23 protein-coding genes are annotated in these 24,707 nt (G+C 42.6%); 10 read left to right on the top strand and 13 right to left on the bottom strand.

Annotation, left to right across the window (positions count from 1 at the left end; translation table 11 throughout):
* Positions 1-12 precede the first annotated feature (12 nt).
* The 3 genes from NIT79A3_RS10045 to NIT79A3_RS10035 form a co-directional block, all read right to left on the bottom strand.
* The gene (locus NIT79A3_RS10045) at positions 13-372 is read right to left on the bottom strand and encodes a hypothetical protein (protein ID WP_013966087.1); all 360 of its coding nucleotides are present in this window, start codon (positions 370-372) and stop codon (positions 13-15) included.
* 20 nt (positions 373-392) lie between these two features.
* Complete coding sequence (locus tag NIT79A3_RS10040) at positions 393-815, bottom strand: DNA polymerase III subunit chi (protein ID WP_013966086.1); 423 nt, start codon at positions 813-815, stop codon at positions 393-395.
* A 143-nt stretch (positions 816-958) separates the two neighbouring features.
* On the bottom strand, positions 959-2,455 hold the full coding sequence (locus NIT79A3_RS10035) for a leucyl aminopeptidase (protein WP_013966085.1): 1,497 nt from the start codon (positions 2,453-2,455) through the stop codon (positions 959-961).
* Positions 2,456-2,764: 309 nt separating this feature from the next.
* Between NIT79A3_RS10035 and NIT79A3_RS10030 the strand changes: the two genes are divergently transcribed.
* Both NIT79A3_RS10030 and serB read left to right on the top strand, forming a co-directional pair.
* A complete protein-coding gene (locus NIT79A3_RS10030; protein ID WP_013966084.1) occupies positions 2,765-4,228 on the top strand; it encodes a GGDEF domain-containing protein in 1,464 nt (487 codons plus the stop codon).
* 48 nt (positions 4,229-4,276) lie between these two features.
* On the top strand, positions 4,277-5,107 hold the full coding sequence (serB, locus tag NIT79A3_RS10025; RefSeq protein ID WP_013966083.1) for a phosphoserine phosphatase SerB: 831 nt from the start codon (positions 4,277-4,279) through the stop codon (positions 5,105-5,107).
* Between the two features lie 32 nt (positions 5,108-5,139).
* Here the strand turns inward: serB and NIT79A3_RS10020 are convergent, their stop codons facing one another.
* Positions 5,140-6,750, bottom strand: a complete 1,611-nt coding sequence (locus NIT79A3_RS10020) for an NAD-dependent malic enzyme (RefSeq protein WP_041360304.1) — start codon at positions 6,748-6,750, stop codon at positions 5,140-5,142.
* Between the two features lie 233 nt (positions 6,751-6,983).
* On the opposite strand from NIT79A3_RS10020, the gene NIT79A3_RS10015 reads away from it, so the two are divergent.
* Both NIT79A3_RS10015 and NIT79A3_RS10010 read left to right on the top strand, forming a co-directional pair.
* Complete coding sequence (locus tag NIT79A3_RS10015; RefSeq protein ID WP_041360303.1) at positions 6,984-7,409, top strand: group III truncated hemoglobin; 426 nt, start codon at positions 6,984-6,986, stop codon at positions 7,407-7,409.
* 26 nt (positions 7,410-7,435) lie between these two features.
* Positions 7,436-9,094 (top strand): diguanylate cyclase, encoded by a 1,659-nt coding sequence (locus NIT79A3_RS10010; RefSeq protein ID WP_348225599.1) that lies wholly within the window; start codon positions 7,436-7,438, stop codon positions 9,092-9,094.
* Between the two features lie 6 nt (positions 9,095-9,100).
* On the opposite strand, the gene NIT79A3_RS10005 is transcribed toward NIT79A3_RS10010, so the two are convergent.
* Positions 9,101-9,928, bottom strand: coding sequence for an SH3 domain-containing protein (locus NIT79A3_RS10005; protein ID WP_013966079.1), 828 nt, complete (start codon positions 9,926-9,928; stop codon positions 9,101-9,103).
* 400 nt (positions 9,929-10,328) lie between these two features.
* On the opposite strand from NIT79A3_RS10005, the gene NIT79A3_RS10000 reads away from it, so the two are divergent.
* From NIT79A3_RS10000 to NIT79A3_RS09985, 4 genes are all read left to right on the top strand, one after another.
* Positions 10,329-10,775: a universal stress protein gene (locus NIT79A3_RS10000; RefSeq protein ID WP_013966078.1), complete on the top strand. Its 447-nt coding sequence runs from the start codon at positions 10,329-10,331 to the stop codon at positions 10,773-10,775.
* Positions 10,776-10,866: 91 nt separating this feature from the next.
* A complete protein-coding gene (locus NIT79A3_RS09995; RefSeq protein WP_013966077.1) occupies positions 10,867-11,649 on the top strand; it encodes a DUF4126 family protein in 783 nt (260 codons plus the stop codon).
* A gap of 94 nt (positions 11,650-11,743) precedes the next feature.
* A complete protein-coding gene (earP, locus tag NIT79A3_RS09990) occupies positions 11,744-12,880 on the top strand; it encodes an elongation factor P maturation arginine rhamnosyltransferase EarP (protein ID WP_013966076.1) in 1,137 nt (378 codons plus the stop codon).
* 78 nt (positions 12,881-12,958) lie between these two features.
* Complete coding sequence (locus NIT79A3_RS09985) at positions 12,959-13,522, top strand: elongation factor P (RefSeq protein WP_013966075.1); 564 nt, start codon at positions 12,959-12,961, stop codon at positions 13,520-13,522.
* Between the two features lie 48 nt (positions 13,523-13,570).
* On the opposite strand, the gene NIT79A3_RS09980 is transcribed toward NIT79A3_RS09985, so the two are convergent.
* The 8 genes from NIT79A3_RS09980 to iscR form a co-directional block, all read right to left on the bottom strand.
* Positions 13,571-14,131: a NifU family protein gene (locus NIT79A3_RS09980; RefSeq protein ID WP_013966074.1), complete on the bottom strand. Its 561-nt coding sequence runs from the start codon at positions 14,129-14,131 to the stop codon at positions 13,571-13,573.
* A gap of 128 nt (positions 14,132-14,259) precedes the next feature.
* Positions 14,260-14,742 (bottom strand): Fe-S cluster assembly sulfur transfer protein SufU, encoded by a 483-nt coding sequence (sufU, locus tag NIT79A3_RS09975; protein WP_013966073.1) that lies wholly within the window; start codon positions 14,740-14,742, stop codon positions 14,260-14,262.
* Positions 14,742-16,004: a cysteine desulfurase gene (locus NIT79A3_RS09970; protein ID WP_013966072.1), complete on the bottom strand. Its 1,263-nt coding sequence runs from the start codon at positions 16,002-16,004 to the stop codon at positions 14,742-14,744. The genes sufU and NIT79A3_RS09970 overlap by 1 nt, the downstream gene beginning before the upstream one ends.
* Positions 16,005-16,006: 2 nt before the next feature.
* Positions 16,007-17,317, bottom strand: coding sequence for a Fe-S cluster assembly protein SufD (sufD, locus tag NIT79A3_RS09965; protein WP_013966071.1), 1,311 nt, complete (start codon positions 17,315-17,317; stop codon positions 16,007-16,009).
* Positions 17,314-18,105 carry a Fe-S cluster assembly ATPase SufC gene (gene sufC, locus NIT79A3_RS09960; protein ID WP_013966070.1) on the bottom strand — a complete coding sequence of 264 codons (792 nt, stop codon included), beginning with the start codon at positions 18,103-18,105 and terminating at the stop codon, positions 17,314-17,316. Before sufC ends, sufD begins: the two co-directional genes overlap by 4 nt.
* The gene (sufB, locus tag NIT79A3_RS09955; protein ID WP_013966069.1) at positions 18,102-19,538 is read right to left on the bottom strand and encodes a Fe-S cluster assembly protein SufB; all 1,437 of its coding nucleotides are present in this window, start codon (positions 19,536-19,538) and stop codon (positions 18,102-18,104) included. Before sufB ends, sufC begins: the two co-directional genes overlap by 4 nt.
* A 111-nt stretch (positions 19,539-19,649) precedes the next feature.
* On the bottom strand, positions 19,650-19,991 hold the full coding sequence (locus tag NIT79A3_RS09950; protein WP_041360861.1) for an iron-sulfur cluster assembly accessory protein: 342 nt from the start codon (positions 19,989-19,991) through the stop codon (positions 19,650-19,652).
* 210 nt (positions 19,992-20,201) lie between these two features.
* Positions 20,202-20,663: a Fe-S cluster assembly transcriptional regulator IscR gene (gene iscR, locus NIT79A3_RS09945; RefSeq protein ID WP_013966067.1), complete on the bottom strand. Its 462-nt coding sequence runs from the start codon at positions 20,661-20,663 to the stop codon at positions 20,202-20,204.
* A 574-nt stretch (positions 20,664-21,237) separates the two neighbouring features.
* On the opposite strand from iscR, the gene NIT79A3_RS09940 reads away from it, so the two are divergent.
* Complete coding sequence (locus tag NIT79A3_RS09940) at positions 21,238-23,340, top strand: LPS-assembly protein LptD (RefSeq protein ID WP_348225598.1); 2,103 nt, start codon at positions 21,238-21,240, stop codon at positions 23,338-23,340.
* A gap of 44 nt (positions 23,341-23,384) precedes the next feature.
* Complete coding sequence (locus NIT79A3_RS09935; protein WP_013966065.1) at positions 23,385-24,707, top strand: peptidylprolyl isomerase; 1,323 nt, start codon at positions 23,385-23,387, stop codon at positions 24,705-24,707.

Raw genomic sequence — 24,707 nt, 5'->3', positions numbered from 1 at the left:
TGAAAGATACTGTTATTTAATTTGATCGGCCAAGCGAGCTTCCAGTGCATTCGCTAGCACTTTTCTATTCAAAACATCCATTTCGATATGCGCATCTTCCAGCGCGGCATCAAGAATTTGCCGGATAGGTGTCAAGCGTTTTGGTTGCGGTTGTATGACTGCAGGATGGAGAACTACAGCCTCAGTCAATACCGGTATTTTATCCGCCACGTTTGACCCGGTATTTTCAATTGGTACCCGTGGGACAGAAGTGAGGGTCGAGGTAGAGCTGGCGATTATTTTTCCTTGATTCTGGTATTTATTCAGCAAGCTACGAAACTTTGCCAGTATCTCAGAATCATCGGGATCACTGGAGGTTTTATCATCATTCATCGTGGAGTGACTCTATTTAATCAATCAAGGTTGAAATGCTGTATCTCATAGCCGCTATCTTTATAAAGACGGAAACGTTCGCGGGCTGCCAGTTTATCCTCATGAGAAATACCTGCTATCTCTATGATTCTTTTGAACTGATTGAATGAAGGCGGATGTTGCTGATGTAGATTAAGCAGCACGTCATACTGGCTATCCGGTGGTATCTGGTTACTCAAAATAACAGGTGTTACACTGACCAACTGAGGATCATCTTGAATAGCACAATGCGGGATAAAGCTAGTGGGGGAGAACGTCCAAAGTAAGTCATTGAATTTTGCAAGTACTGCCGCATCAGGGGTATAAACCATTACTTTCATATTTTGTTTGACAGCCTTGGAGCAAAGCCGGCAGGCTGTTTGTAGTTTATCGTTGGATCCCGAGTAGAAAAAAATTTGAGTCATTCAATAATCGTTGTGCTTAAAGCATCACTATCCATTCGTATAGCTGTTGCATCGTCATTGCTGATTAGTTTGGCACAAGTAGGTAATAATTATGTGTTATCCATCGCAGATTCAGGAATTAATCAGCAAGTTTGAACGTTTTGTTAACTGCTTGTCTTGGCTTGTGTAATTAAAAATTGCGTCAGTAGTGGTACAGGGCGGCCGGTTGAGCCTTTCTCTTTGCCGGATTTCCATGCCGTACCTGCGATATCCAAATGTGCCCAGCGGTATTTCTTGGTAAAACGGGACAAAAAACAAGCGGCTGTGATGGTTCCTGCAGCGCGTCCACCGATATTGGCTATATCCGCAAAATTGCTTTTCAATAAATCCTGATATTCGTCCCACAAAGGCAACTGCCAGGCGCGGTCAACGGCTTGTTCTCCGGCAGCCAGTAGTTCTTGCGCCAATTTATCATCATTGCTGATCAGCCCTGTTGTAAAATTCCCGAGTGCGATTACACAAGCACCAGTCAAAGTTGCGATATCAATCACTACTTTCGGGTTATAGCGTTCTGCGTAAGTTAAAGCGTCACACAAAATCAGGCGTCCTTCCGCATCGGTATTTAGAATCTCAATTGTTTGACCCGACATACTGGTTACCACATCGCCCGGCTTTGTTGCTTTGCCACTGGGCATATTTTCGGTGGCTGGAATAATTCCGACCACATTAATCGGTAGCTTCATTTCAACAATTGCAAGCAGAGTTCCCAAAACACTGCCAGCTCCGCTCATATCGAATTTCATCTCATCCATTTCGGCAGCAGGTTTGAGTGAAATACCGCCGGTATCAAAGGTAACACCTTTTCCTACCAGAACAATCGGGCTTTCTTTTTTGCCTGAACCCTGATACTCCAGCACAATTAATTTTGCCGGTTGTTCACTGCCCCGCGCTACAGCGAGAAGAGAGCCCATGCCCAGCTTCTCCATATCTTTTTCTTCAAGTATAGAGGCTTTGAGTTTGTGCGTTTTGGCAAGATCTTTAGCTTGTTTAGCCAGATACGTGGGTGTACAAATATTTGGCGCAAGGTTACCTAAGTCTTTTGCCAGATTCATGCCATGTGCCACTGCCAAGCTTTGTTGCACGGCTTCTTCGCAGACCGCCAGCTCAGTGCGGCTATCAATGCACATGACTAATTTGCGTAAACTATGCGGACTGTTTTCCGGTTTACTTTTAAGCTGATCAAACCGGTAATTGCTGCTGGCTGCGGCAATGATAATTTGTGAGACTTTCCATTGATTTGTCCGCTCCTTGATAGGGAAATCGGATAAAAACAGCGTTGCATCGGTAACGGCTGTTTTTTGCAAGGCACTCAAAGCAGTATTGACCGCGGATAGAAATGTTTTCTCCTTGAATTCCTGTTCCTTGCCTAATCCGATCAATAAAACCCTTTTAAATAGCGTATCTGGAACATTATGTAATAGCAGTGCGGTATTGGCTTTGCCATCCATATCACCCAGAACAAGTATGTTTTTAAGATATCCTTGGGTGACTTTATCCAGAATTTTGGCTGAATCAGTCAATTTTCTTGATTCAAAAATACCTACCACCACACAAGCTCCGCGTTGTTTCTCCGGGGTTCCTACTTTTATTCCAAAATCCACGTTAGACTCCTTTATCTATAATTTTCTTTCAAGCAATTTATTCTTGCCGTTTATTTCTTGGCTTTCTTATAGCCGCATTATTTCAAATATTCAAAACAATTTATGCTGAAGATTAATAGCATAACATCTGCTTAATTGAAAGAATGAATACTTGTTAGGGGTATAAGGTGTAAAGGAGAAAAATCTTACAAGTTATTGCAAATATGTCTTATGAAAATAGTTGTATATGTTATCTTTATATTATTCTAAAAATAGAATCATTCATTCTTTCAATAATATATAGATGTTATCTAATAATAAGGATAATAAGTGATTGATGATACATTGAAAAGACGGCTAAATTATTGCACAACGCTACCAAGCTTACCGGCGGTTGCTGTCAAAATAATCGAAATGGCTAATGATCCTGATGCCGATATCAGAACAGTTTGTGAATATATCTCTTTGGATCCAGTTCTCGCGGCAAAATTACTTCGAACAGCTAACACACCTTTATATAAATCGCGCCGGGTTGCAACAAATATCCGGCAAGCTGTTAGTATTCTTGGAACACATACCGTTCTTGTCATTGCATTATCCTTCACGTTAGCCAATTCACTCATGATGACATCGTTGTCAAATAGCAGCTCTGCTTTTGACAGTAATATTTTCTGGCGCCGGTCGATTACATCAGCGCTTGCCAGTCGTGCACTTGGGGAAAAGCTTGAGCTGAATTTCTTGGATGATTTGTTTCTGGCTGGGCTAGTGCAAGAAATCGGTATTCTTGCTTATTGGGTCATTATGCCTGAAGAATATGGCAAAATTTTTGCATCGACCCCTGATCATGATATTTTGCTTGAAATTGAACGTAAAACTTTTGGAGCTGGGCATGATGAATTGGGGTACGCACTGCTCAAAAAATGGCATATTCCGGATTATATCGCTTTATCCTGCATTAACAGTCACTCCCAACCGGAGCCCCAAAACTTAGGACCAACGCTTCAATCTTGTTTGGCTGTGTCGCGTTACTTAGCTGATTATTTTCTGTACCCGCACGAGGCTGAAAAAATGACCACTCTAAATAAAGCTACACAAGATTGGCTTGGATTGGATCCCTCTGCTCTTATTGATGTGATCAAAATTATGGAAGTTGGTTTGAGTGCTGTGGAGGAGCTTTTTGAAATGACGATTCACCATCCGTGCGAAGTAACTGGAATTCTGGCAGAAGCTAAAGAGTTACTGATGATACACGACCTGTCCAGAATGAAGGATTTGGAAGACAAATCGCAGCGTGACGGATTAACCGGTGCATACAATCGGACCTATTTCGATGAAACACTGCGGCGCGAATTCAACCTTGCCATGCAATACAATCTGCCGTTGACTATTGCTATTATTGATCTTGATCATTTTAAAAATGTGAATGATACCTACGGACATGTCGCAGGAGATTCGTTATTGGCTACTGTCGTAAAAACACTTTTCGATCAAATCCGTCAGGACGACACGCTGAGCCGTTATGGCGGCGAAGAATTTGCTTTGATTCTTCCGGGCACAACACTTACCGCCTCAAGAAATCTTATTTCCCGCTTAAAAGACTCCATTGCAGCAATTGCGTATAAATTCGATGGGGGTATTACAATCAAAATAACTGCTTCCATAGGTGTTGCTGCTTATTATGAAAATGCAACACATTTTCAGGAGCCGAGAGATCTCATTAAAGCCGCTGACTATGCGCTTTATGCTGCCAAACATGCCGGCCGGAATCAGATTATGGAATGGAGTGCCAGCTAAGTTTTTCATAGCCCGCTCGTTTTTGTACTAAAGAGAATTATAAACCACATGAATCTGATTATTCAGGGACTGGAAGTCAATAATAGTGACTTGCGGGCCTTAGCAAAATTATCCCAAGCAGATGGGATTGAACGGATTACCGGTCACGCTTTCCGGTTAATAAATGCCATTCATTCCAATGCTATCTCCGAATATTGCACACAAGCAGAATTAGATTTTGCTTTTGTAAACCTCGATCAGAAGCTTTCTGATTTTAAATTGATTGCAATGGATATGGATTCCACGCTATTGGCAATTGAATCTATAGATGAAATTGCTGATATGCAGGGTATAAAATCCCAGGTAGCAGAAATTACATTGCAAACCATGCGTGGCGAAATAAGTTTTGAAGAAAGCCTCACGCGCCGCACAGCTTTATTGCGAGGCTTGCATCATGATGCATTGCAAAAAGTCTATGACGAACGTGTAAAACTTAACCCCGGTGCTGAGAGAATGCTGCTACAAGCCAGGTTATCCGGGTTAAAAACGATGGTTATCTCTGGCGGTTTCACATTTTTTACCGATCGGATTAAAGCTAGGCTGGGATTTGATTTCGCGGCTGCCAATGTGCTGGAGATTGTGGATAATAGACTGACAGGCAAAGTGATTGGAAAAATTCTTGGCAGACAAGGAAAAGCGCAAGTATTAAAAAAGATTCGTGACGAACTGGGTATTAAGTGTGAGCAGATTATCGCTATTGGGGATGGTGCCAATGATCTGGACATGATGACAGAGGCCGGAGTCAGTATTGCGTACCACGCTAAACCCATCGTAAGGGACCATGCAACTTATTCAATCGACTACGTGGGGTTGGATGGTGTTATCAATTTATTCAAATAAATTAAATCAACTTGTCCGTCTTTGAACCGGATTTAATAATTCGGTTCATACATCAGCGTCTTAACACAGCCAGGCAGATCCTCAGGCAAGCTGGAATCCGTCAATCCTTCTTGAACTGCAACCCGGCAAACTGCAACAGCAATCGCATGGGAAACCTCACGTACCCGTGTCAATGCGGGATAAACCGCGCCAGTGCTGATCTCCTGTTGTGTAACGGTATTTGCCAACACCTCGGCAGCTGCTAGAAACATAGTTTGTGTGACAAGCCGGGCCGAACTTGCGTAAATTCCAAGACCTATGCCTGGAAAAATATAAGCGTTATTACCTTGAGCGGGCTTGAATAACTGATTGCCGTACCGCACGGCGTCAAAAGGGCTGCCGCTGGCAAAGATTACTCGCCCATCACTCCATTGATAAGCCTGTTCAGCAGTGCACTCAGTATGTGAAGTTGGATTTGATAAGGCGATAATGACCGGGTGTTCATTCACTGCAGCCATCTTACGCACAATGGCCTCAGTAAATGTTCCGGCAACACCGGTTGCACCGATCAGTACATCGGGCTTAATTTCACCGATAGCATCAACAAAACTGCAAGCGGGATGTTTCTGAGCAAATGGTTTTATGCGTGGTTTAATATTTTCGTTTGCTGCTGTCACCAATCCTTTTCTATCGATAAACCATAACCGTTTCTGTGCTTCCGGCTTGCTTATGCCAGCTGCACGGAATGCATCGACTATCAATTCCGCAGTGCCGCCTGCCGCAGAGCCAGTGCCCAGAAACATAATATTCAGATCGGCAAATTTCTTCCCGGTAATACGGCAAGAGGTATAAATACCTGCAAGTGTCACCGCAGCAGTACCTTGTATATCGTCATTAAAACAGCGAACCTGTCCACCATACTTGTCTAGAAATTCAAACGCATGCGGCGTGAGGAAATCCTCAAACTGTATCAATGCATTTGGGAAACGAGATTGCACAGCTTTGACAAATTCATCAACCAGTGTCCGATAGGCATCACCGCTAATTCTCGGATAGGGATAACCTAAATAAAGCGGGTCTTCACGTATTGCTATGTTATTTGTGCCAACATCCAGCATGATAGGCATGCATTGAGCCGGATGAATCCCAGCGCAGGCTACATAAAGAGCGACTTTGCCGATGGGTATTCCCATACCATTGGCGCCTAAATCTCCTAAACCCAGAATACGTTCTCCGTCTGTAACAACAATCACACGGATATCTTCTTCCGGCCAGTTTCTCAGAATTGTTGCAATCTCACCGCGATCTTCAGGTGTAATATAAAATCCTTGCGGTTTCCTGAATATATGCGCAAATTCCTTGCATGCTTCACCGACTGTTGGGGTATAAACCAAAGGCATTATTTCTTCAATATGATCAATCATCGTTCGATAAAAAAGCCGCTGATTGCGCTCTAGCAGAGCATTGAGAAAAATATATTTTTCAATCGCAGTGCTTTTGCAGCGCATGCTGCCCAAAACGCGATCTATTTGTTTATTGATGCTTGCAACATCATAGGGAAGTAATCCACGTAAACCATAGCGCTGGCGTTCCTCTCGAGTAAATGCAGTTGATTTTGTGAGTGCCGGATCAACCAGCAGTGCTTTTCCATATAATTCTTTCATGTTAATCGACGCCTCCAGAATAACTGATAATTCTTGCATTTACCGGTACTATGCAAAATTGCCCAATATAATTCTAAGTTGGACAATCCCGACAACCAAAGATAAACTTATTTGTCTCAATAGAAAACACTTTTAGTCGTATTTATACTACATAGGCTTTAGTTTTTTTATATATATTGAGTTGATTATTTAACTAGTAACGACTTTTCATCCAGAGGTAAGCTGAAAAAATTATGAGTCAATCACCATTTTCCATGCCCGATCCCAGTTTATATAGTGAAGAAGAAATAGCGCAACTGGTCCATACGTTTTATGCAAAAGCCAGAAAAGATCCTGCTCTGGGGCCTATTTTTGAAGCACATGTGATTGATTGGGACGCGCATTTTGTGCAAATGATCAATTTCTGGTCGGCCCAGTTACGTGGCACCAGCCGATTTCGCGGCGCGCCTATGCCTAAACATATCGCACTTCCTGAGCTTAGCGCAGAGTTATTTGAACGTTGGCTTCAACTTTTCCGACAAACAACCGAAGAACTGGGTAATCCAAGTTTGCAGCAACATGCCAATGCAATTGCCTCATTTATTGCAAGCAGGCTTTGGCAGGGGTATCAAATGAGTAATTACCCGGATAAAGAACCCATAACACTTCGTACCGTATAACTTTTAGAGTCCTTATCAAGATTATATTGAAAAGCATCAAAAGCAAAATTATCGTTTTTTCAATGCTAGCCACGCTGATTCCTTCACTGGGGCTGGGCATATTGTCGTTTCAGCAGAATGAGACGATGATCAGTGAGAATGTAACACGTGAGTTGCGTGCTTTGGCTAACTATGCCAGCCGGGAGTTGGATTTATGGATTAAAGAGCAAGTTCTTGTCGTTCGCGAACTTGCAACATCTAAGATTCTTATTGAAGGATTATCTTTAGGATCTCAACCGCAGAAGAATAAATTCATAAAACAGCAGAAAGCATTAGAGCTCTATCTGAAGTCTGTGCATAAGCGATTGGAAACAGTATTGGAATTAACGGTAATCGATGCAGAAGGTGAAATAATTGCTAGTAACGTGGATTCACCTTTTCCAGTGACGCTTACTCAACATTGGCCACAAGATGCGTCTATCCAAGGAGACGTTGTTGTGCCGCCACAATGGAATGCGAATTATGCAACGGCGATAATGAGCATTTCGGTGCCTGTGTTATCGGTGGATGATTTTATCTTGGGTGCACTGATCGTAACGTTTGATTTACGCAATATTCAGCCAAGTTTAAAAGATAAAATAAAATCACCGCCTGGTGATGTTCTTTTATTGGATAAAGACGGTTACGTCATGTTGGCCAGTGATGTTTCGATTGTTAATACTGATAACCCGGTATCGCTTGAGCCTGCAGTATTAAAACGATTGCAGGACAATCCGGGGGAATATGAAGTATTTCATGGGCCACGGCAAGAAAATGTAGTGGGTTTAGCTTATATGTCGGAGAAACCACCCATAACAGTAATCGCCAATAGAAGTCATAAATTGATCTATGCTGCTTGGGAACATCAGCGTGATTTGTACATCGGTTTGATTAGTATCATCATCTTTGTTGTCACTATAATCGCTTTCCGGATGAGCCATGCTATCGTGGTTCCTTTACAAAAATTAATTGATGCGACCGGGAGAATTGTTACGGGTGATTTAAGCGTTGAATTGACTAATACACGGCGAGACGAGCTTGGTCACTTGACGCGAATATTTAACCAGATGACTGATAAGTTACGTCTAAACCAAGCTGAAATAAATGCAGCCAGTGTTGCTATGCAGCAAAAAAATCAGCTGCTGGAAACATTGTCTGCAACTGACAGCCTGACAGGGCTATATAATCGCAGCAAGCTGAATTCGATTATCAGTGAGCAATTGGCTCGCTATGAACGGACAAGGCGCCCTTTCGCTGTACTCATGATAGATGTCGATTATTTCAAAACACTCAATGATAGCCTTGGACATGTTGTTGGTGATGAAGTAATAGCCGCGATAGCGAAAAATATTTCACAATGCATTCGCAACGTTGATTTTGCTGCGCGTTATGGTGGTGACGAGTTCCTGATCATTTTAACTGAGGCGAATGTTGATGAAGCGATGAAGACAGCGGAACGTATCAGGGCGCATGTGGCCGATGTATACTGCAATACATTAGATAAAATACTCCGGGTGACACTCAGTATCGGGGTGATTCAAAGTGAATCTCAGGATAAATCCGTAACTTCTCTGCTGTCCAGGGTTGATAGTGCCCTGTATGAAGCAAAACATGCTGGACGTGACCAAGTTTATTGTATACAACCACAGTCCAGCACCGCAATATAATTTCAGTTATGGATTGTGGTTCTTCTCTATTTCAAGTGTTGTGCTAAGAACCCAGCCTTGATTGCTTTCAGTCTGAACTCGAAGCCACGAGCCTTGACTCGCACTTGCTATCAATGTTGCATCTTTTTTCAGGGTAGCTAATATTGGCGCACGGGTATTGGGTTCTTTACGCAAATTGACATTTGCTTTTGTGCGTAATTTTATCGGTGTAAGAAACTCGAGAAGAGAATTATTTTCAGTGGATATTTTCTTAAGATTCGGATCAGTTATCAGACCAATCAAATGTTTGGCCTGTGCAACATGGTTCATGGCCTGAGCATATTGATCTTTTGCATAGAATACTGATGCAGTTTCTACTAAATGTTGTGCTTGGATCTGCAATATTTGATCCGCTGCAGAAATTTTAACTTGTTTCAAGTGGTCTAATGCCACTTCGATTTCTGCAATTGCAGAGGCTGTGCTTGGTTTTGTAGCTAACCTATGTAGTTTTACCTGCGCGCGAGTGGCTTCTTTATTGACTTCTCGTAGTACCTGCGCTTGGTTTTGTTGGCGAATTTTCTGACTTTTAATCAATTCATCTTTTTCAGCAATCAATTTCTCTAAGCGTGCGATCTCAATTTTTAAACCTTCGTCCTGCGATACTGCCACTGGTATTGGTTCAATAATTTGAATGGGAGCTTGTTCCTGCGAAGCACATCCTGCCAAATGCAGTGCAAGCAAGCTAAAACTCAGTTTATTCAATAACAAACCAGGAATTTTTAATGGATAAGATGACATAGCTTGCAACAAAAATTTTTTCATTGTGTATTTCTCTGACCTTGAACGATTCAGCATAGTTTTTATCCGGAAGTAATTCTCAGTATATTCGTATCTGTGCATAAAATGCGAATGTTAGGTAGGGCTGATTTTAATGAGAACATAAATGAAAAGAAATTATTGAGTCTTTTATAATTCGGTTAATTAAGCTGCATACTAAGGGGAATTGATAGGGACAAAGTTTATCCAAGAATCATGTGATTCTCCAGGCATTCAAGGGTCATGCAAATATTGAGAACTAATATCCATAGTAGATGATAAATCAATTTACCTTCATCAGAGTAATGATTTGCAGGAATCAGTGTAATTTCCGTACCATGCCTGACAGTGTAAGATGATGTCTTGTCAGTTTGAAGTCTGTTAAGAATCTTTTTTATTTAAACGAAGTTCTTGAACACATATTTTTTGTGAGGGTGTCATGTATCAGCGAATTTTAGTACCCATTGATGGCAGTGCAACTTCTGAGCGAGCATTGGATGAAGCCATTAAATTTGCGCAACAGCAAAATGCACAAGTGGAAGTGATACATGTATTAGAAGATATCTGGTATTTTGACAATGAGGATTATCTAAATTATGCGGAGCTAATCCAATCCATGAGAGGAATTGGAGAAAAAATACTGGCACAAGCGCAAAAGAAACTTAAACAGGCCGGAGTCGCAGCTGAAATAAAATTGCTTGAAACGCAGGGGGAACGTATTGCCAGCGTTATTGCTACGGAAGCTAAGAATAACCGGGTAGATTTGATCATTATCGGAACGCATGGCCGATCTGGTTTTAGCCGTATGCTAATGGGTAGTATTGCGGAAGGCGTGGTACGAACGGCGCATATTCCGATTCTTCTGATTCGTGGTGTTGATGTTTGATAACGCCTTGATGTACAAAGACCGTTATTACCTAACGGGATAAATGTATTCGCGATTAAATAGTTAATTCTTTTAATAATCAAATTCGAACATGGAAAATTATGAGGCGCTATTAGCGACCATTGCACTAATGATGGGTGCTTCCTGGGCAAGTGGCATCAATCTGTATGCGGTGTTGCTGGTACTAGGCTGGGGTGGCTCAACAGGTCATATCGATTTGCCTGCCGAATTATCGGTATTGGAAGATCCATTGGTGATTGCGGCAGCCGGTGTTATGTATTTCATAGAATTTTTTATGGATAAGATACCTGGTATGGATTCCGTGTGGGATTCCATTCAAACCTTTGTTCGTATTCCGGCTGGTGCCATGCTGGCAGCGGGTGCGGTTGGCGATGTGACGCCAGCGCTCGGGATTGCAGCAGGTATTCTGGGAGGTGGCGTGGCGGCAACGAGTCATGCAACCAAGACAGGTACTCGGCTATTGATTAATACATCCCCCGAGCCATTTACGAATTGGTCGGCCTCCATTGGGGGAGATCTGCTAGTGCTCTCGGGAATGTGGGCAGCATTAAAACATCCCGAGATCTTTCTCGTTTTATTTGTTATTTTCTTGGGTTTTTCGATTTGGTTTTTACCCAAATTATGGCGTCTAATTAAAATATTACTCTCGAAAATCGGAAAATTTCTCGGATTATCAAAAGCACAATCTTTTGTAACTGATGAGTCGGGTTTTCGTACACCCAAGGCAGAATCGCAGCAATATGATCAAATTACAGCACTAGCGCGCTTGGAACAATTAAGAGACAAAGGCATGCTTACGGAACAAGAATTTGAACAGCAGAAAAATAATATTCTTAAAGGGAACATTCAATAGGCTAATTTTGCCGTTATGTATGTCTTTCCAAAACACCGCAATTTCTAGCTTCTGGTTAAATATCTAATTGTTAAAGTCATCTCCTAAGACTACTATGCAACGCCAGTGGGATATTTTTTGTACGATTATCGATAACTTTGGTGACATCGGTGTGTGTTGGCGTCTGGCACGGCAATTAACACAGGATCATCATCAAGCAGTACGGCTTTGGGTTGATGACCTGACCAGCTTTTCGTGTATAGCACCGGATGTTAATCCGGAGATTCAACAACAAATAGTGCAGGGTGTTGAAATCTGTCATTGGCAATGTGTGTCGGCCAAAGTTGAACCGGCAGAAGTTGTGATCGAAGCGTTTGCTTGTGAATTGCCTGATGTTTATGTGACGGCATTGTTACAAAGAAAAAAACAACCGGTTTGGATTAATCTGGAATATCTCAGTGCTGAACCTTGGGTAACTCAATGTCATGGTTTGCCATCGCCACATCCACGACTTCCCTTAATCAAAACATTCTTTTTCCCTGGATTTGTGCAAGGTACTGGCGGGTTATTGCGAGAAAAGAATTTAATCGCGCAAAGAAGTGCTTTTAGCACAACAGCAGAGCGTGCATTTTTACAGCGTAAAGGTTTGTTAGCGCGAAAACCGGGTGAGATACGAATTTCACTGTTTTGTTATGAAACCGCGCCAGTTACTAAATTTATTCAAATATTGTCTGAATCTTCAAAGTCGGTTTTGTTAATTGTGCCAGAGGGGAGTGTGGCTGGAAGCATAGCAACTCTACTAAACAATCCATCATCTCAGACCGGGAAGTTGATTCAGCATGGGCAATTAACCGTCCAGATCATTCCATTTATGGAGCAAACTGATTATGACCGGTTACTTTGGAGTTGTGATTTTAATTTTGTGCGTGGTGAGGATTCCTTTGTACGCGCGCAATGGGCAGGTAGCCCATTTATCTGGAATATTTACCCTCAAGCAGAAGGTGCGCATTGGAAGAAGCTGGAGGCATTTCTTGATCTATATACCGAAAATATGCCGGATAAAGTGGCAGATGCAGTGCGTGAGTTATGGGCCTGCTGGAATGGCAAATGCGAAATAAATAGCGTTATTTGGTTGAACTTCTTTTTTTTTCGAGAATCTATCACGCAACATAATAAAAACTGGCTTAAACAATTATTGGGACAAGTTGATTTAGCATCCAGTCTGGTGCAGTTTGCTGAAAATCGGCTATAATTTATCGTTTATGAATTTGATGTTTACTGCTCTAAAGCAACATCAATCTTGCTTATAACTTAATTTTGGAATTGAAATATGAAAACGGCAATGGAACTACGCTCAGGTAATGTCGTGATGGTTGGTAATGATCCCATGGTAGTGCAGCGGGCAGAATTTACCAAGTCTGGCCGTAATGCATCTGTGGTTAAAATGAAACTAAAAAATTTGTTTTCCAGCACCACGATGGAGACCGTATACAAAGCAGATGAAAAATTCGATTTGGTTGTTCTTGATCGCAAAGAGTGCACCTACAGCTATTTTGCAGACCCGCTATACGTTTTTATGGATGCCGAGTATAACCAGGTTGAAGTGGAAGCTGACAACATGCCGGATGTTTTGAATTATCTGATCGATGGTATGGAAGATGTTTGTCAGGTAACTTTTTATGAAGATAAAGCCATATCCGTTGAATTACCTAACACGATTGTACGCGAAGTTGAATACACCGAACCGGCTGTGAGAGGGGATACAACAGGTAAAATCATGAAACCAGCACGTCTGGTAGGGACCGGATTTGAAATCCCGGTAGCCGCTTTTGTAGAAATTGGCGACAAAATTGAAATTGATCCGCATAACAATGAATTTAGAAAGCGGGTTTGATGCATGATCGAATTTAAAAAGGTGGCGTCAGCCACCTTTTTTTGATTATTAGCTAGCAATAACCTGTATATCCGGCTCAATGGTTTTTAGCATATTTTCAATCCCTTTCAGCGTGCCGGAGATAGAACTGGGGCAAGTGCCACAGGCGCCTTGGTAGTGGATACGCAAGACATTGCCTTCGAGTCCTAAGATATGCAAATCACCGCCATCGTGCTGCAGATATGGACGTACTTCCTCATCCAGTAAGACATTGATTTTTTCCAGACGCAACTGATCTTCTGGGCTTAAATCAGCAAGTACATTGCTGGCGGCGGCTACAGTTTCTGCAGATTGCGCCGACGCGGCGGGTGCTGCCCGGATGGGATCGGCGATTTCACGTGCCAAATCCTGCCAATTGGCTTCTCCATCTTGGGTGACCGTGATCCAATGATCGATATAAAAAACATTTGTAACATGATCAATATCGAATAATGCGGCAGCCAGGGGATCATCTTGAGCGGCTTCAGCGTTATCGTACGATCGTGCAATCCCCCAGGTCAGTGGTTCTTTGAGGATAAATTTCAAAGCATTTTTGTTAGGTGTTCCTTCGATATCAGCAATTTTTGGCATTTTAATTTTTATCAATACTGAGTATGCAATTATTATTCAGGAAAATTATTTGAGCATGTTGAGGATTGCGGCAGAGTCAAATTGAACCAACCTATATGCGATCTAACTTTGCGTGCTACTAAATCAAACTAGGATTTACTCGATACCGCGTGCGCTGAATCATGATTTGCTTCTGTTGATGTGCAGGCTATTGAATTCAGCGCGGCATGCAGGGTATGCCACGGTAGGATTGCACATTTAACGCGTGTTGGCAGATCACGTATGCCAGAAAAAACCGTCAGGCGTCCAAGGTGATGCGGGTGAGTAATATCCAATTTCCCAGTCGCTAATTCACGAAACTCATGAATGAGCGTTTCTGCATCTAAACGAGATTTTCCCTTAACCGCTGCTGTCATCATCGAGGCGGAAGCCTTGCAGATTGCACAGGACTCACCTTGGAAAGCAATGTCATTGATCTGATCATTCTCTAGTTGCACTGTAATATCCAAACGATCGCCACATAAGGGATTATGTCCCACTGCTTGGTGGTTGGCATGATCCAGTTTGCCATAATTACGTGGCTTTCTGTTATGGTCGAGTATGACTTCCTGATACAGTGAATTGGCGTGCATTATAAAAAAACCTTTTGGACATTCTTAATGCCAGCGACTAAGGCGTCAACTTCTGTTTTTTTATTGTAGAAGGCAAATGAAGCACGGGAAGTTGCTGGTACATTAAAACGTTGCATCACAGGCTGTGCACAGTGATGTCCTGTGCGAACGGCAATACCATCCTGATTGAGAATCGTGCCGATATCATGCGGATGAATACCGTCGATCGTAAATGAAATGACGGCTGTTTTTTCTGCCGCTGTGCCAATAATCTTAAGACCTGGAATATCGTTTAAACACTCGGTCGCGTAGTTAAGTAAGGATAATTCATACGCGGCGATACGTTCGATACCAATAGCCATTAAATAATCTATGGCAGCGCCAAAACCAATAGCGGCGGCAATAGGAGGCGTGCCTGCTTCAAATTTATGTGGGATGGTATTGTAGAGTGTTTCTTCAAAAGTAACGGAAGCAATCATATCGCCGCCGCCTTTAAAGGGTTGCATTGATTCCAGTAAAGCGGCTTTTCCATAGAGTATGCCTACACCGGTCGGACCGCAAAGTTTATGTGCAGAAAAGGCATAAAAATCGCAATCGAGAGCTTGAACGTCAATAACGATATGCGGTGCTGCTTGTGCGCCATCGATCAGAACGGGAACGCCGTGTTGATGCGCAAAATCAATCATTCGTTTGATGGGATTGATGGTGCCGAGTGCATTCGATACATGAATTAAACCAACAAACTTGGTGCGTTCATTAAACAGCTTTTCATATTCATCAACTTCCAGCTCACCTTTATCATTAACTGGAACGACACGAATTCTTGCGCCTTTCTCATTGGCGAGCATTTGCCAAGGTACGATATTGGAATGATGCTCCAGAGTGGTTAAAATGATTTCATCGCCGGTTTTGATGAACTTGCGCCCATAACCATGCATGACCAGATTGATGGAATCTGTCGTACCACTGGTAAAGATAACTTCTCTGTCTTCAAGTGCGTTGATGAATTGCTGCAGTTTGCAACGCGCGTTGTGATACTCCATAGTGGCAACTTCGGATAGATAGTGAACAGCGCGATTGATATTCGCATGTTGCGTAGTTTGATAGCGTATCAAGCGATCAATAACTTGCTGCGGCATTTGACTGGATGCTGCATTGTCGAGATAGACAAGCGGCTTGCCGTCTATTTTAAGTTTCAGAATCGGAAAATCTGTGCGAATCTTTTCCGCATCAAAATCGCCGGCGGAAATTTCAGGTTTCAGGGAGACTATGGCTGAGTTCATGATTAATTACTTTGAGTCTGATTAAGAACTGCCTGTTCCAATTGTTGCCTGAGCGAAGTGACAGGAATACGGCTGATGATTTCTGCACCAAATGCGTAGGTTAATAGATTGCGTGCAGCTTTCTCTGATAAGCCGCGGCTTTCCAGATAAAAAATCTCTTCTAGATCCAATTGTCCGACTGTCGCGCCGTGCGCGCATTTAACATCATCGGCAAAAATTTCCAGTTGCGGTTTGGTGTCAACTTGCGCCATCTTGCTGAGTAACAAGTTGCGACTGGATTGCGATGAGTTCGTCTGCTGCGCATGAGGGTGTACTATGATTTTTCCATTAAACACAGCGTGTGCGGCATCATCGACAATGCATTTATGATGCTGGCGACTGGTGCCGTTGGGTTTTACATGGTCAATGCAGGTGTGCGTATCTGCCAGTTGATGATCTGAAATTAAAGTCAATCCATCAACAACGCATTCCGCCGCTGCATCAGTTAACCGGACATTCAGGTTATAGCGGGAAATCTGCGATCCTAGGGAAATACTGGTTGACTGATAATTACTTGCATGGGCGAGAGACACTGCACAGTTTGCCAAATGAAAAGCCTGCGTGCTTTCACGCTGGATTCGAATATGTTTGGCCTGTGCATTGGCAGCCAAGCTGATTTCTGTGACGGAATTGGTAATATAAGTTGCTTGCTGAAGCGCTACATAATCCTCAATAAGTGTTACATTGCTACCTGCTTCACCAATCAATAAACAACGCGGATAACTTGTTACTTCATTTTGAGTTGCAATAAACAGCAAATGGATTGGTTCCGCAATGGCGATATTCTTTGGAACAATGATCAGCGCGCCATCGCGTAGGAAGGCTGTGTTGAGTGCTGCAAATAAGTTGTTGTCAAAATGAACGTAGTGTCCCAAATGAGATTCCAGAACCGATGCATGCGTTGCGACAAATGCTGGTAAGTTGCCAATTACAAGTGCCGCAGGGTCAACAGGGTCAATAATGGTCGATAAGTTTGGAGAATAATGACCATCTACAAACACCAAACGGTGTTTTGCTTCCTTCAAATAGAAGTGTTCGATGTCATGCGCAAGCAGATTGCATTCCGGTTGTGACGGTTGATAGGGTAGGTGGACTAAGGGTGATATATCCGTAAAGCGCCATTCTTCATCACGCCGGGTCGGCAATTTCTGTGTGCCGACACGATCAATTGCTTGGGTGCGTAATTGATTCAACCACGATAGCGATTCAGTTGATTTTATCGGCCAAGATTTAAGCAGACATTCAAGATAATCCGTGTTGGCTAGATCACTCATGCGATTACCCCGATAACTGATTTGTTTGCATTTACCCAATCGTAACCACGCGTCTCCAGCTCCAGTGCCAGTTCCTTCCCGCCCGTCATGACGATGCGGCCTGCCTGCATGATATGTACAAAATCAGGCACGATATAATCTAACAAACGTTGATAATGCGTGACCAGGATCGTTGCATTGTCTTTATTGGCAATTTGATTGACACCATTGGCCACTATTTTAAGTGCATCGATATCAAGGCCGGAATCCGTTTCGTCCAGAATGCTCAGCCTGGGTTCTAATAATGCCATTTGTAAAATTTCATTACGCTTTTTCTCACCACCTGAAAAACCTTCATTGACGCTACGATCCAGAAAATCAGGCTTCATTTCCAGTAATTTCATTTTTTCACGGACAAAGTCATCAAACTCAAGAGGGTCCAGCTCTTCTTTGCCACGCTTTGTTTGCACGGTATTGTAGGCGAGGCGAAGAAATTGCGTGTTAGCAACACCTGGAATTTCGATCGGATATTGGAAAGCTAGAAATAATCCGGCTCGAGCGCGCTCTTCGGGGGGCAATTCTAATAGGTTATTGCCTTCAAATTGAACTGATCCGCCTGTGATTTCATATGCTGAATGACCGGCTAACACTTTTGCAAAGGTACTTTTGCCTGACCCATTTAAACCCATGATGGCATGTATTTCCCCGCTTTTAACAGTAAGATCAATGCCTTTTAGAATCTCGGTGCCGCTAATACTGGCGCGTAATCCTTGAACAGAAAGAATGGTGCTGCTGCTTTTATCAATCATCCGATACTTCCCTCCAACTTGAAGCTCAGAAGTTTCGTGGCTTCAACGGCAAATTCCATTGGCAGTTGCTGAAACACATCCTTACAGAATCCGTTGATAATCATTGAAACTGCCTCTTCGGCATCAATGCCGCGTTGCGAGAAGTAAAAAAGCTGATCTTCGCCAATCTTGGAAGTTGAAGCTTCATGCTCAACTATTGCACTGCTGTTGTGTACTTGTATGTAGGGAAAAGTGTGTGCACCCGATTGATCACCAATCAGCATGGAATCGCATTGCGAATAGTTGCGTGCACCCTCTGCAGTTGGAGCGATGCGCACCAGACCGCGATAACTGCTATTTGAATGACCCGCCGAGATACCTTTGCTGACAATTGTGCTACGTGTATTTTTTCCGAGATGAATCATCTTGGTTCCGGTATCAGCTTGTTGATAATTGTTAGTAACTGCAACGGAATAAAATTCACCGACAGAGTTATCCCCGCGTAAAATACAAGATGGGTATTTCCAGGTAATTGCAGAGCCGGTTTCTACCTGTGTCCAGGAAATCCTTGAATTAACACCTTTTGCCAGGCCACGTTTGGTTACAAAATTGTATATCCCGCCCACACCATTTTCATCACCGGCATACCAGTTTTGAACCGTTGAGTATTTAATATCCGCATTATCTAATGCGATTAATTCAACAACTGCAGCATGCAATTGGTTTGTATCAAATCTGGGGGCAGTACACCCCTCAAGATAACAAACAGACGCGCCTTCTTCAGCAATGATCAAGGTTCGTTCAAATTGCCCGGAGCCTTCGGTGTTAATACGGAAATAGGTGGATAAATCCATTGGGCACTTAACGCCTTTCGGTATGAAACAGAAGGAACCATCGGTGAATACTGCAGAATTCAGGGCTGCAAAGTAGTTATCACCCACTGGAACAACAGATCCTAAATATTTTTGAATGAGCTCCGGGTGATTTTGTACTGCCTCCGAAATGGAGCAGAAAATGATGCCTATTTCAGCAAGCTTTTCTTTATAAGTAGTAGCTACTGAAACACTATCAAAAATAACGTCGACAGCTACACCCGCAAGTGCTGCGCGTTCGTGCATGGGTACACCAAGCTTTTCAAATGTGCGCAATAATTCAGGATCAACTTCATCCATGCTGGCGAGTTTTTGCTTTGGTTTGGGTGCTGAATAGTAGCTGATTGATTGAAAATCAATTTTTGGATAGTGAACATTCTGCCATTTAGGTTCAGTCATTGTTAGCCATTTCTGATAGGCTTTCAGGCGGAATGACAAAAGCCATTCGGGCTCATTCTTCTTAGTTGAAATTAATCGGATGATATCTTCATTCAGTCCTTTGGGTGCGGTGTCGGACTCAATTTCAGTAACGAAGCCATGTTTGTACGGTTGATTAACCAGACTTTGCAATACTGCGCTCATTTGGTTTGTTCCTTTATTTTAGTATCTTTAGTTTTGAACCAGATATCTTAATTTGCTTAACAGTCAGGTTACTTGTAAACAGAAATATATTTCAATTGGAAATATTATTGGTTAAATCTTAGCAGATTCTTTTACGCTAAAACTATCACCACAGCCGCATGTGTTATCAATATTTGGATTGATAAACTTGAAAGAACTATTGAGGCCATCTTGAGTAAAATCAATTCGAGATCCGTCTAGATAAGGTAAGCTACTTATATCGACGACTATTTTCGTTCTGTGGGATTCAAATAATTGATCGTCAGGCTTGATTTCATCAGCATAGTCAAATATGTATGAAAATCCTGAGCAACCTGATTTTTTAATCCCAACTCGTAATGCAAGACCTCTGCCTCTTTTTTCGAGTTGCTGTTGGATATGTTTTGCGGCTTTTTCAGTTAAGGTAATTGGCATAACATCCATTCAATGCAATATTCTCAATTTGATTAAAATTATCAGGGCTTTTTATATCGTGTGCTTTATATAATAATAAGGCATACTTTTTACATCCGCTGTCCAAATTATTTTGACACAAGCCTGATTAAATTGTTCAGTATAAAACTTGTAAAGTCATTAGGACGATACTCTTGAGAACTGAGGTTTTTTTACCAGCTGACACGCATTTTACGCAGCGTTTGTTTCGCGCATATCAAGAAGTGGAATGATAGCGTCATTTTGTTGATTTATTTGATTGTCAACAAGCTCCTTGAGTGTTACAGCGCCAAGGTACTCAAAAATAAGATCGTTTAATTTCGCCCATAAGTCGTGGGTCATACACTTTCCATCGTTGTGGCAATTTTCTTTGCCGCCACACTGTGTTGCATCAATAGGTTCGTCAACCGCAAGAATAATGTCCGCTACAGATACTTTATCTAAATCTTTTGCAAGACAATAGCCGCCTCCAGGTCCGCGCACACTATCAACGAGTTCAGATTGACGCAATTTTGCGAATAACTGTTCCAAATAAGACAGTGATATTTTTTGCCGTTGACTGATGTCTGCCAACGTCACGGGGTGGTTACTTTGTTGCAAAGCAAGATCTAATAATGCTGTTACCGCAAATCTGCCCTTCGTTGTTAGTCTCATGGTTGACTCCTTTTAAAAATCGGGTGGTTGATGATTGTTAAAAATAAGTTCTTGCATGAATAATACCCGATTGATTTGGTCAACTATACAATACCCGATTGATTTGGTCAACTATATATTGAAGTAATGTAGAGAGCAAAAAAACTGCTAGGATGTTAAGAAAGAACAGGTAATTTTTTATTTTCCCCATCTAAAATTCTGTTCTTCGATAGATAAGCTACTGGAAGAAATAGTACAATGACAGCTTTATTGATGTGAATAAATATATCCATTAATTATTGGTATGATTTTGAAGTAGACAGATAAGGAAAACGGGAGTGTGGATAATTGAACCAGCTAGTCAGTCATCATTTCATTGTGCGAATTTGCTTTGTTTTAAATTCGATTAGCTTTGTACGATGAAGCGAATTGATAGATTTAAAGTATTGAAAGCAGAGATTGGTTGTATCAGTTTGCTGTATCCCGGAAAAATAATTTCGTAATGAACATGTTTTTCTTTCGGAATATATTCGTTCTGGCTCTGTTGTTTATACAGCCGTTGACTTGCCTGGCGGATGAACTAGCTGTTAAACCTGTGAGCGAACAAAAGGCAATAATTAAACCACAGAAGAAGCCAGTACTGATCGAAGCAGACCGTATCACAGGCTATTATAAGCAGGAAATCGAAGCAACCGGGGACGCGGTATTGCATGATGGCGATAATGTACTTACCGCGGACCGCATGAAATACTATCAGCAGACTGAAGATACCGAAGTTGAAGGAAATGTGCGTCTGGAGAGACCTAAAGATACTTTGAAAGGGGAACATCTTCAACTTAATCTGAAAACTGAAGAAGGTTATCTAACAGAACCGCGTTATTCGATGAAAGAAGGAAAAGGCCGTGGCGCTGGTGACATTTTGTTATTTGAAGGTAAAGACAACTACCGGTTGAAGGAAACCAATTACACTACTTGTCCAGAGGGTGATAATGGTTGGCACATTCGTGCCAAAGAGCTGGAAATTGATAATAAGAAAGAAGTAGGCACCGCACGTCATGTCAGTGTTGTATTTAAAGATACGCCCATACTGTACTCCCCTTGGATAGATTTCTCCTATAGCGGCAAACGCAAATCAGGAATGCTGGCGCCTGTTGCGGGCTATAATGTAAGAACCGGGTTTGATATCGCGCTTCCGTTTTATTTAAACATTGCACCCAACATTGATGCCACCATAGCGCCACGCATTATGACTGAGCGCGGTTTCCTGTTGAGTAACGAAGTGCGGTATATCGGCAATAGGAACATGAATGGCCACCTGCAGTTCGACATTCTTCCGCATGATATCCATACCAACCAAACCCGCTGGGGTGTTTTATTCACACACACTCAAAATATTGGTAAAGGCTGGCAAGGATTTCTTAATTACAATCAAGTTTCGGACGATCGTTATTTTCGGGAGCTCACGCCCAATCTTGCCCAAACGAGCTTGACCAACTTGTCGCAACAAGGCGGAGTTTCTTATAACGGCAGATTGGGCTCAAACGGCGCAGTGAGTTTCACCGGATTTGCGCAACGTTTTCAAACAATCCAGGATCCATTTGCGCTGTTTGTATCTCCTTATGAACGTTTGCCGCATTTTTCCATGAATGCCATTAAACGCGATATAGGAAAAATGGATTTTGAACTCAATAGTAGCTGGACAAATTTTTATCATCCTACCCTCGTCGATGGAAAACGCTTTGTATTTTATCCTAGTGTTAGTGCCCCATTTCGCAATGAATATGGATACATTACGCCTAAAATCGGCTTGCATTATACGCAATATAATTTGGGCACACCGGTAGAAAATAAAGGGGAAAATATCGATCGCGCCATCCCAATTTTCAGCGTGGACAGCGGTATCGCATTTGACAGGCAGTTGCAACTGGGTGACAGGAAATTTGTCCAAACGTTAGAACCGCGTGTATTCTATACTTATGTGCCATACCGGAATCAAAATTATCTGCCAAATTTTGATTCGGCGGTTAATGACTTTAGTTTTGCGCAAATGCTCACTGAGAATCGCTTTAGCGGCAGTGATCGCATTAATGATGCCAATCGCGTTACAGTCGCATTGACATCGCGTTTTGTTGAACAGGAGACGGGAATTGAGCGTTTACGGCTTGCAGTAGGACAACAAGTCAATTTTACTGACCCCCGAGTTTTGCTTCTTCCTCCTCAAGTTACCAGCGGCAAATCTGATTTCATTGCAGCCATTTCAGGGCGTTTAACACCCCACGTTAGTACTGATTCCAATATACAAATGGATGAATCCAAATTGTGGATTGAAAAGGTACGTAGCGGTATCAGTTATCAACCGGAACCAGGTAAGGTGCTCAATTTTGGCTACCGGTTTACACGTAATGTTCTGGAACAAGTGGATACTTCATTTCAATGGCCGATTTCCGGAAATTGGCATGGCGTTGCCCGGGCAAATTATTCACTGAAAGATGACAAAATCCTAGCAGGATTGGCAGGTTTTGAGTACAACGCATGTTGTTGGGCTTTGCGGTTTGTCATACAACGGCTGACAACGGCGACACAAACTACAACCACCGCTGTTTTTGTGCAACTGGAATTGAAGGGGCTAATGGGAATTGGTAACAATCCATTGCAGGTGCTGCAACAAAGTATTCCAGGGTACACCAGCGTTCACTGATCATTGATTTGCTACACCAATCGTATTCACAAGTATCACACTCTATGCATAACAGAAACTATTCCTGCATCTTTCTACTGCTCATTGTATTCATATCTGCTCATGTTACCGCACAAGAATCGGAATTCGTCCCAGAAGCAAAGCCAATTGATCACATCGTGGCAGTTGTGAATGAAGATGTCATTACCCGGCAGGAACTTGATGAAGCCATCAAAATTGCTATTGGCCGATTGCAACTGCAAGGCGCTCAATTACCTAATCAACACACAATGGAGAATCAGGTACTGGAATCCTTAATAACCAAGCGTATTCAATTGCAGCACGCAAAGGAAGTGGGATTGTCCGTCGGTGAAAGTGAACTGGATGAAACCATACTGCGTATTGCTGAGGAAAATAAATTGACTCTGCCGGAATTTTATGTTGTGTTGGAAAAAGACGGGATCAGTTATAACAAGTTCCGCGATGAGATCCGCGAAGAAATGATCATGGCGCGAATGAAGGAACGGGAGATTAAAAATCAGGTGAATGTTACGGAAGGAGAAGTTGATAATTTTCTGCATACCCAGGAAACATCCGCCGAGGGCAATGATGAATATCGTCTTGCGCATATTCTGATATTGGTATCAGAAAATATGAATTCCGCCCAAATCCAGCAAAGAGCCGAACGCGCCGATATGGCGCTGAGAAAGCTGAAAGAAGGCGTGGAATTTGCGCAAGTGGTTGCTGAGTTTTCCGATGCTGCCGATGCTAAACAAGGCGGGATCATTGAATGGCGCCCGATCACCCAAATGGGCCCGGCATTTGCTGAATTATTGACACCGTTGCAACCGGGGGATGTGACACAAGTAGTCCAAAGCCCGAACGGTTTCCATATTTTCAAACTGCTCGGCAGACGTGTTCAGGAAGTGCCGACAGTGATCATCGATCAGACGCATGCGCGCCACGTACTGATTAAAATTAACGAATTGACTTCCGAGAATGATGCCAGACTAAAGATTATTCAGATTAAAGAGCGACTTGATAAGGGCGAAGATTTTGCAGAAGTAGCCAAACTTTATTCCGAGGATACCAGCGCGTCATCCGGCGGTGATCTTGGCTGGCTTTCACCGGGTGATACCGTGCCGGATTTCGAACGGGCAATGAACGCCCTGTTACCAGGCCAAGTCAGTGATCCGGTCAGATCGCAATTTGGCTGGCATTTGATCCAAGTAATGGAACGCCGCTCCCAAGATATCAGTCTTAACCGGCGCCGGCAGACAGCACGGCAAGCAATACGAAATCGCAAAGCAGACGTTGTAGTTCAGGAATGGCTACGGCAATTACGGGATCAAGCCTACGTGGAGTATCGTCTAGATAATGATCATTGA

The organism is Nitrosomonas sp. Is79A3, from assembly GCF_000219585.1.
Taxonomy (GTDB): domain Bacteria; phylum Pseudomonadota; class Gammaproteobacteria; order Burkholderiales; family Nitrosomonadaceae; genus Nitrosomonas.
This window is presented reverse-complemented; position numbering and strand designations above follow the sequence as displayed.

What these genes read in the sequence shown, in the direction of transcription:
- sufD (WP_013966071.1), bottom strand. Translation starts at nt 17,317, where the DNA reads ATGAGTGATCTAGCCAACACGGATTATCTTGAATGTCTGCTTAAATCT.
- NIT79A3_RS09935 (WP_013966065.1), top strand. Translation starts at nt 23,385, where the DNA reads ATGCATAACAGAAACTATTCCTGCATCTTTCTACTGCTCATTGTATTC.
- NIT79A3_RS10040 (WP_013966086.1), bottom strand. Translation starts at nt 815, where the DNA reads ATGACTCAAATTTTTTTCTACTCGGGATCCAACGATAAACTACAAACA.
- NIT79A3_RS09995 (WP_013966077.1), top strand. Translation starts at nt 10,867, where the DNA reads ATGGAAAATTATGAGGCGCTATTAGCGACCATTGCACTAATGATGGGT.
- NIT79A3_RS10000 (WP_013966078.1), top strand. Translation starts at nt 10,329, where the DNA reads ATGTATCAGCGAATTTTAGTACCCATTGATGGCAGTGCAACTTCTGAG.
- NIT79A3_RS10020 (WP_041360304.1), bottom strand. Translation starts at nt 6,750, where the DNA reads ATGAAAGAATTATATGGAAAAGCACTGCTGGTTGATCCGGCACTCACA.
- sufB (WP_013966069.1), bottom strand. Translation starts at nt 19,538, where the DNA reads ATGAGCGCAGTATTGCAAAGTCTGGTTAATCAACCGTACAAACATGGC.
- serB (WP_013966083.1), top strand. Translation starts at nt 4,277, where the DNA reads ATGAATCTGATTATTCAGGGACTGGAAGTCAATAATAGTGACTTGCGG.
- sufU (WP_013966073.1), bottom strand. Translation starts at nt 14,742, where the DNA reads ATGCACGCCAATTCACTGTATCAGGAAGTCATACTCGACCATAACAGA.
- NIT79A3_RS09985 (WP_013966075.1), top strand. Translation starts at nt 12,959, where the DNA reads ATGAAAACGGCAATGGAACTACGCTCAGGTAATGTCGTGATGGTTGGT.
- NIT79A3_RS10015 (WP_041360303.1), top strand. Translation starts at nt 6,984, where the DNA reads ATGAGTCAATCACCATTTTCCATGCCCGATCCCAGTTTATATAGTGAA.
- NIT79A3_RS09970 (WP_013966072.1), bottom strand. Translation starts at nt 16,004, where the DNA reads ATGAACTCAGCCATAGTCTCCCTGAAACCTGAAATTTCCGCCGGCGAT.
- earP (WP_013966076.1), top strand. Translation starts at nt 11,744, where the DNA reads ATGCAACGCCAGTGGGATATTTTTTGTACGATTATCGATAACTTTGGT.
- NIT79A3_RS10005 (WP_013966079.1), bottom strand. Translation starts at nt 9,928, where the DNA reads ATGCTGAATCGTTCAAGGTCAGAGAAATACACAATGAAAAAATTTTTG.
- NIT79A3_RS09950 (WP_041360861.1), bottom strand. Translation starts at nt 19,991, where the DNA reads ATGCCAATTACCTTAACTGAAAAAGCCGCAAAACATATCCAACAGCAA.
- iscR (WP_013966067.1), bottom strand. Translation starts at nt 20,663, where the DNA reads ATGAGACTAACAACGAAGGGCAGATTTGCGGTAACAGCATTATTAGAT.
- NIT79A3_RS09980 (WP_013966074.1), bottom strand. Translation starts at nt 14,131, where the DNA reads ATGCCAAAAATTGCTGATATCGAAGGAACACCTAACAAAAATGCTTTG.
- NIT79A3_RS10045 (WP_013966087.1), bottom strand. Translation starts at nt 372, where the DNA reads ATGAATGATGATAAAACCTCCAGTGATCCCGATGATTCTGAGATACTG.
- sufC (WP_013966070.1), bottom strand. Translation starts at nt 18,105, where the DNA reads ATGATTGATAAAAGCAGCAGCACCATTCTTTCTGTTCAAGGATTACGC.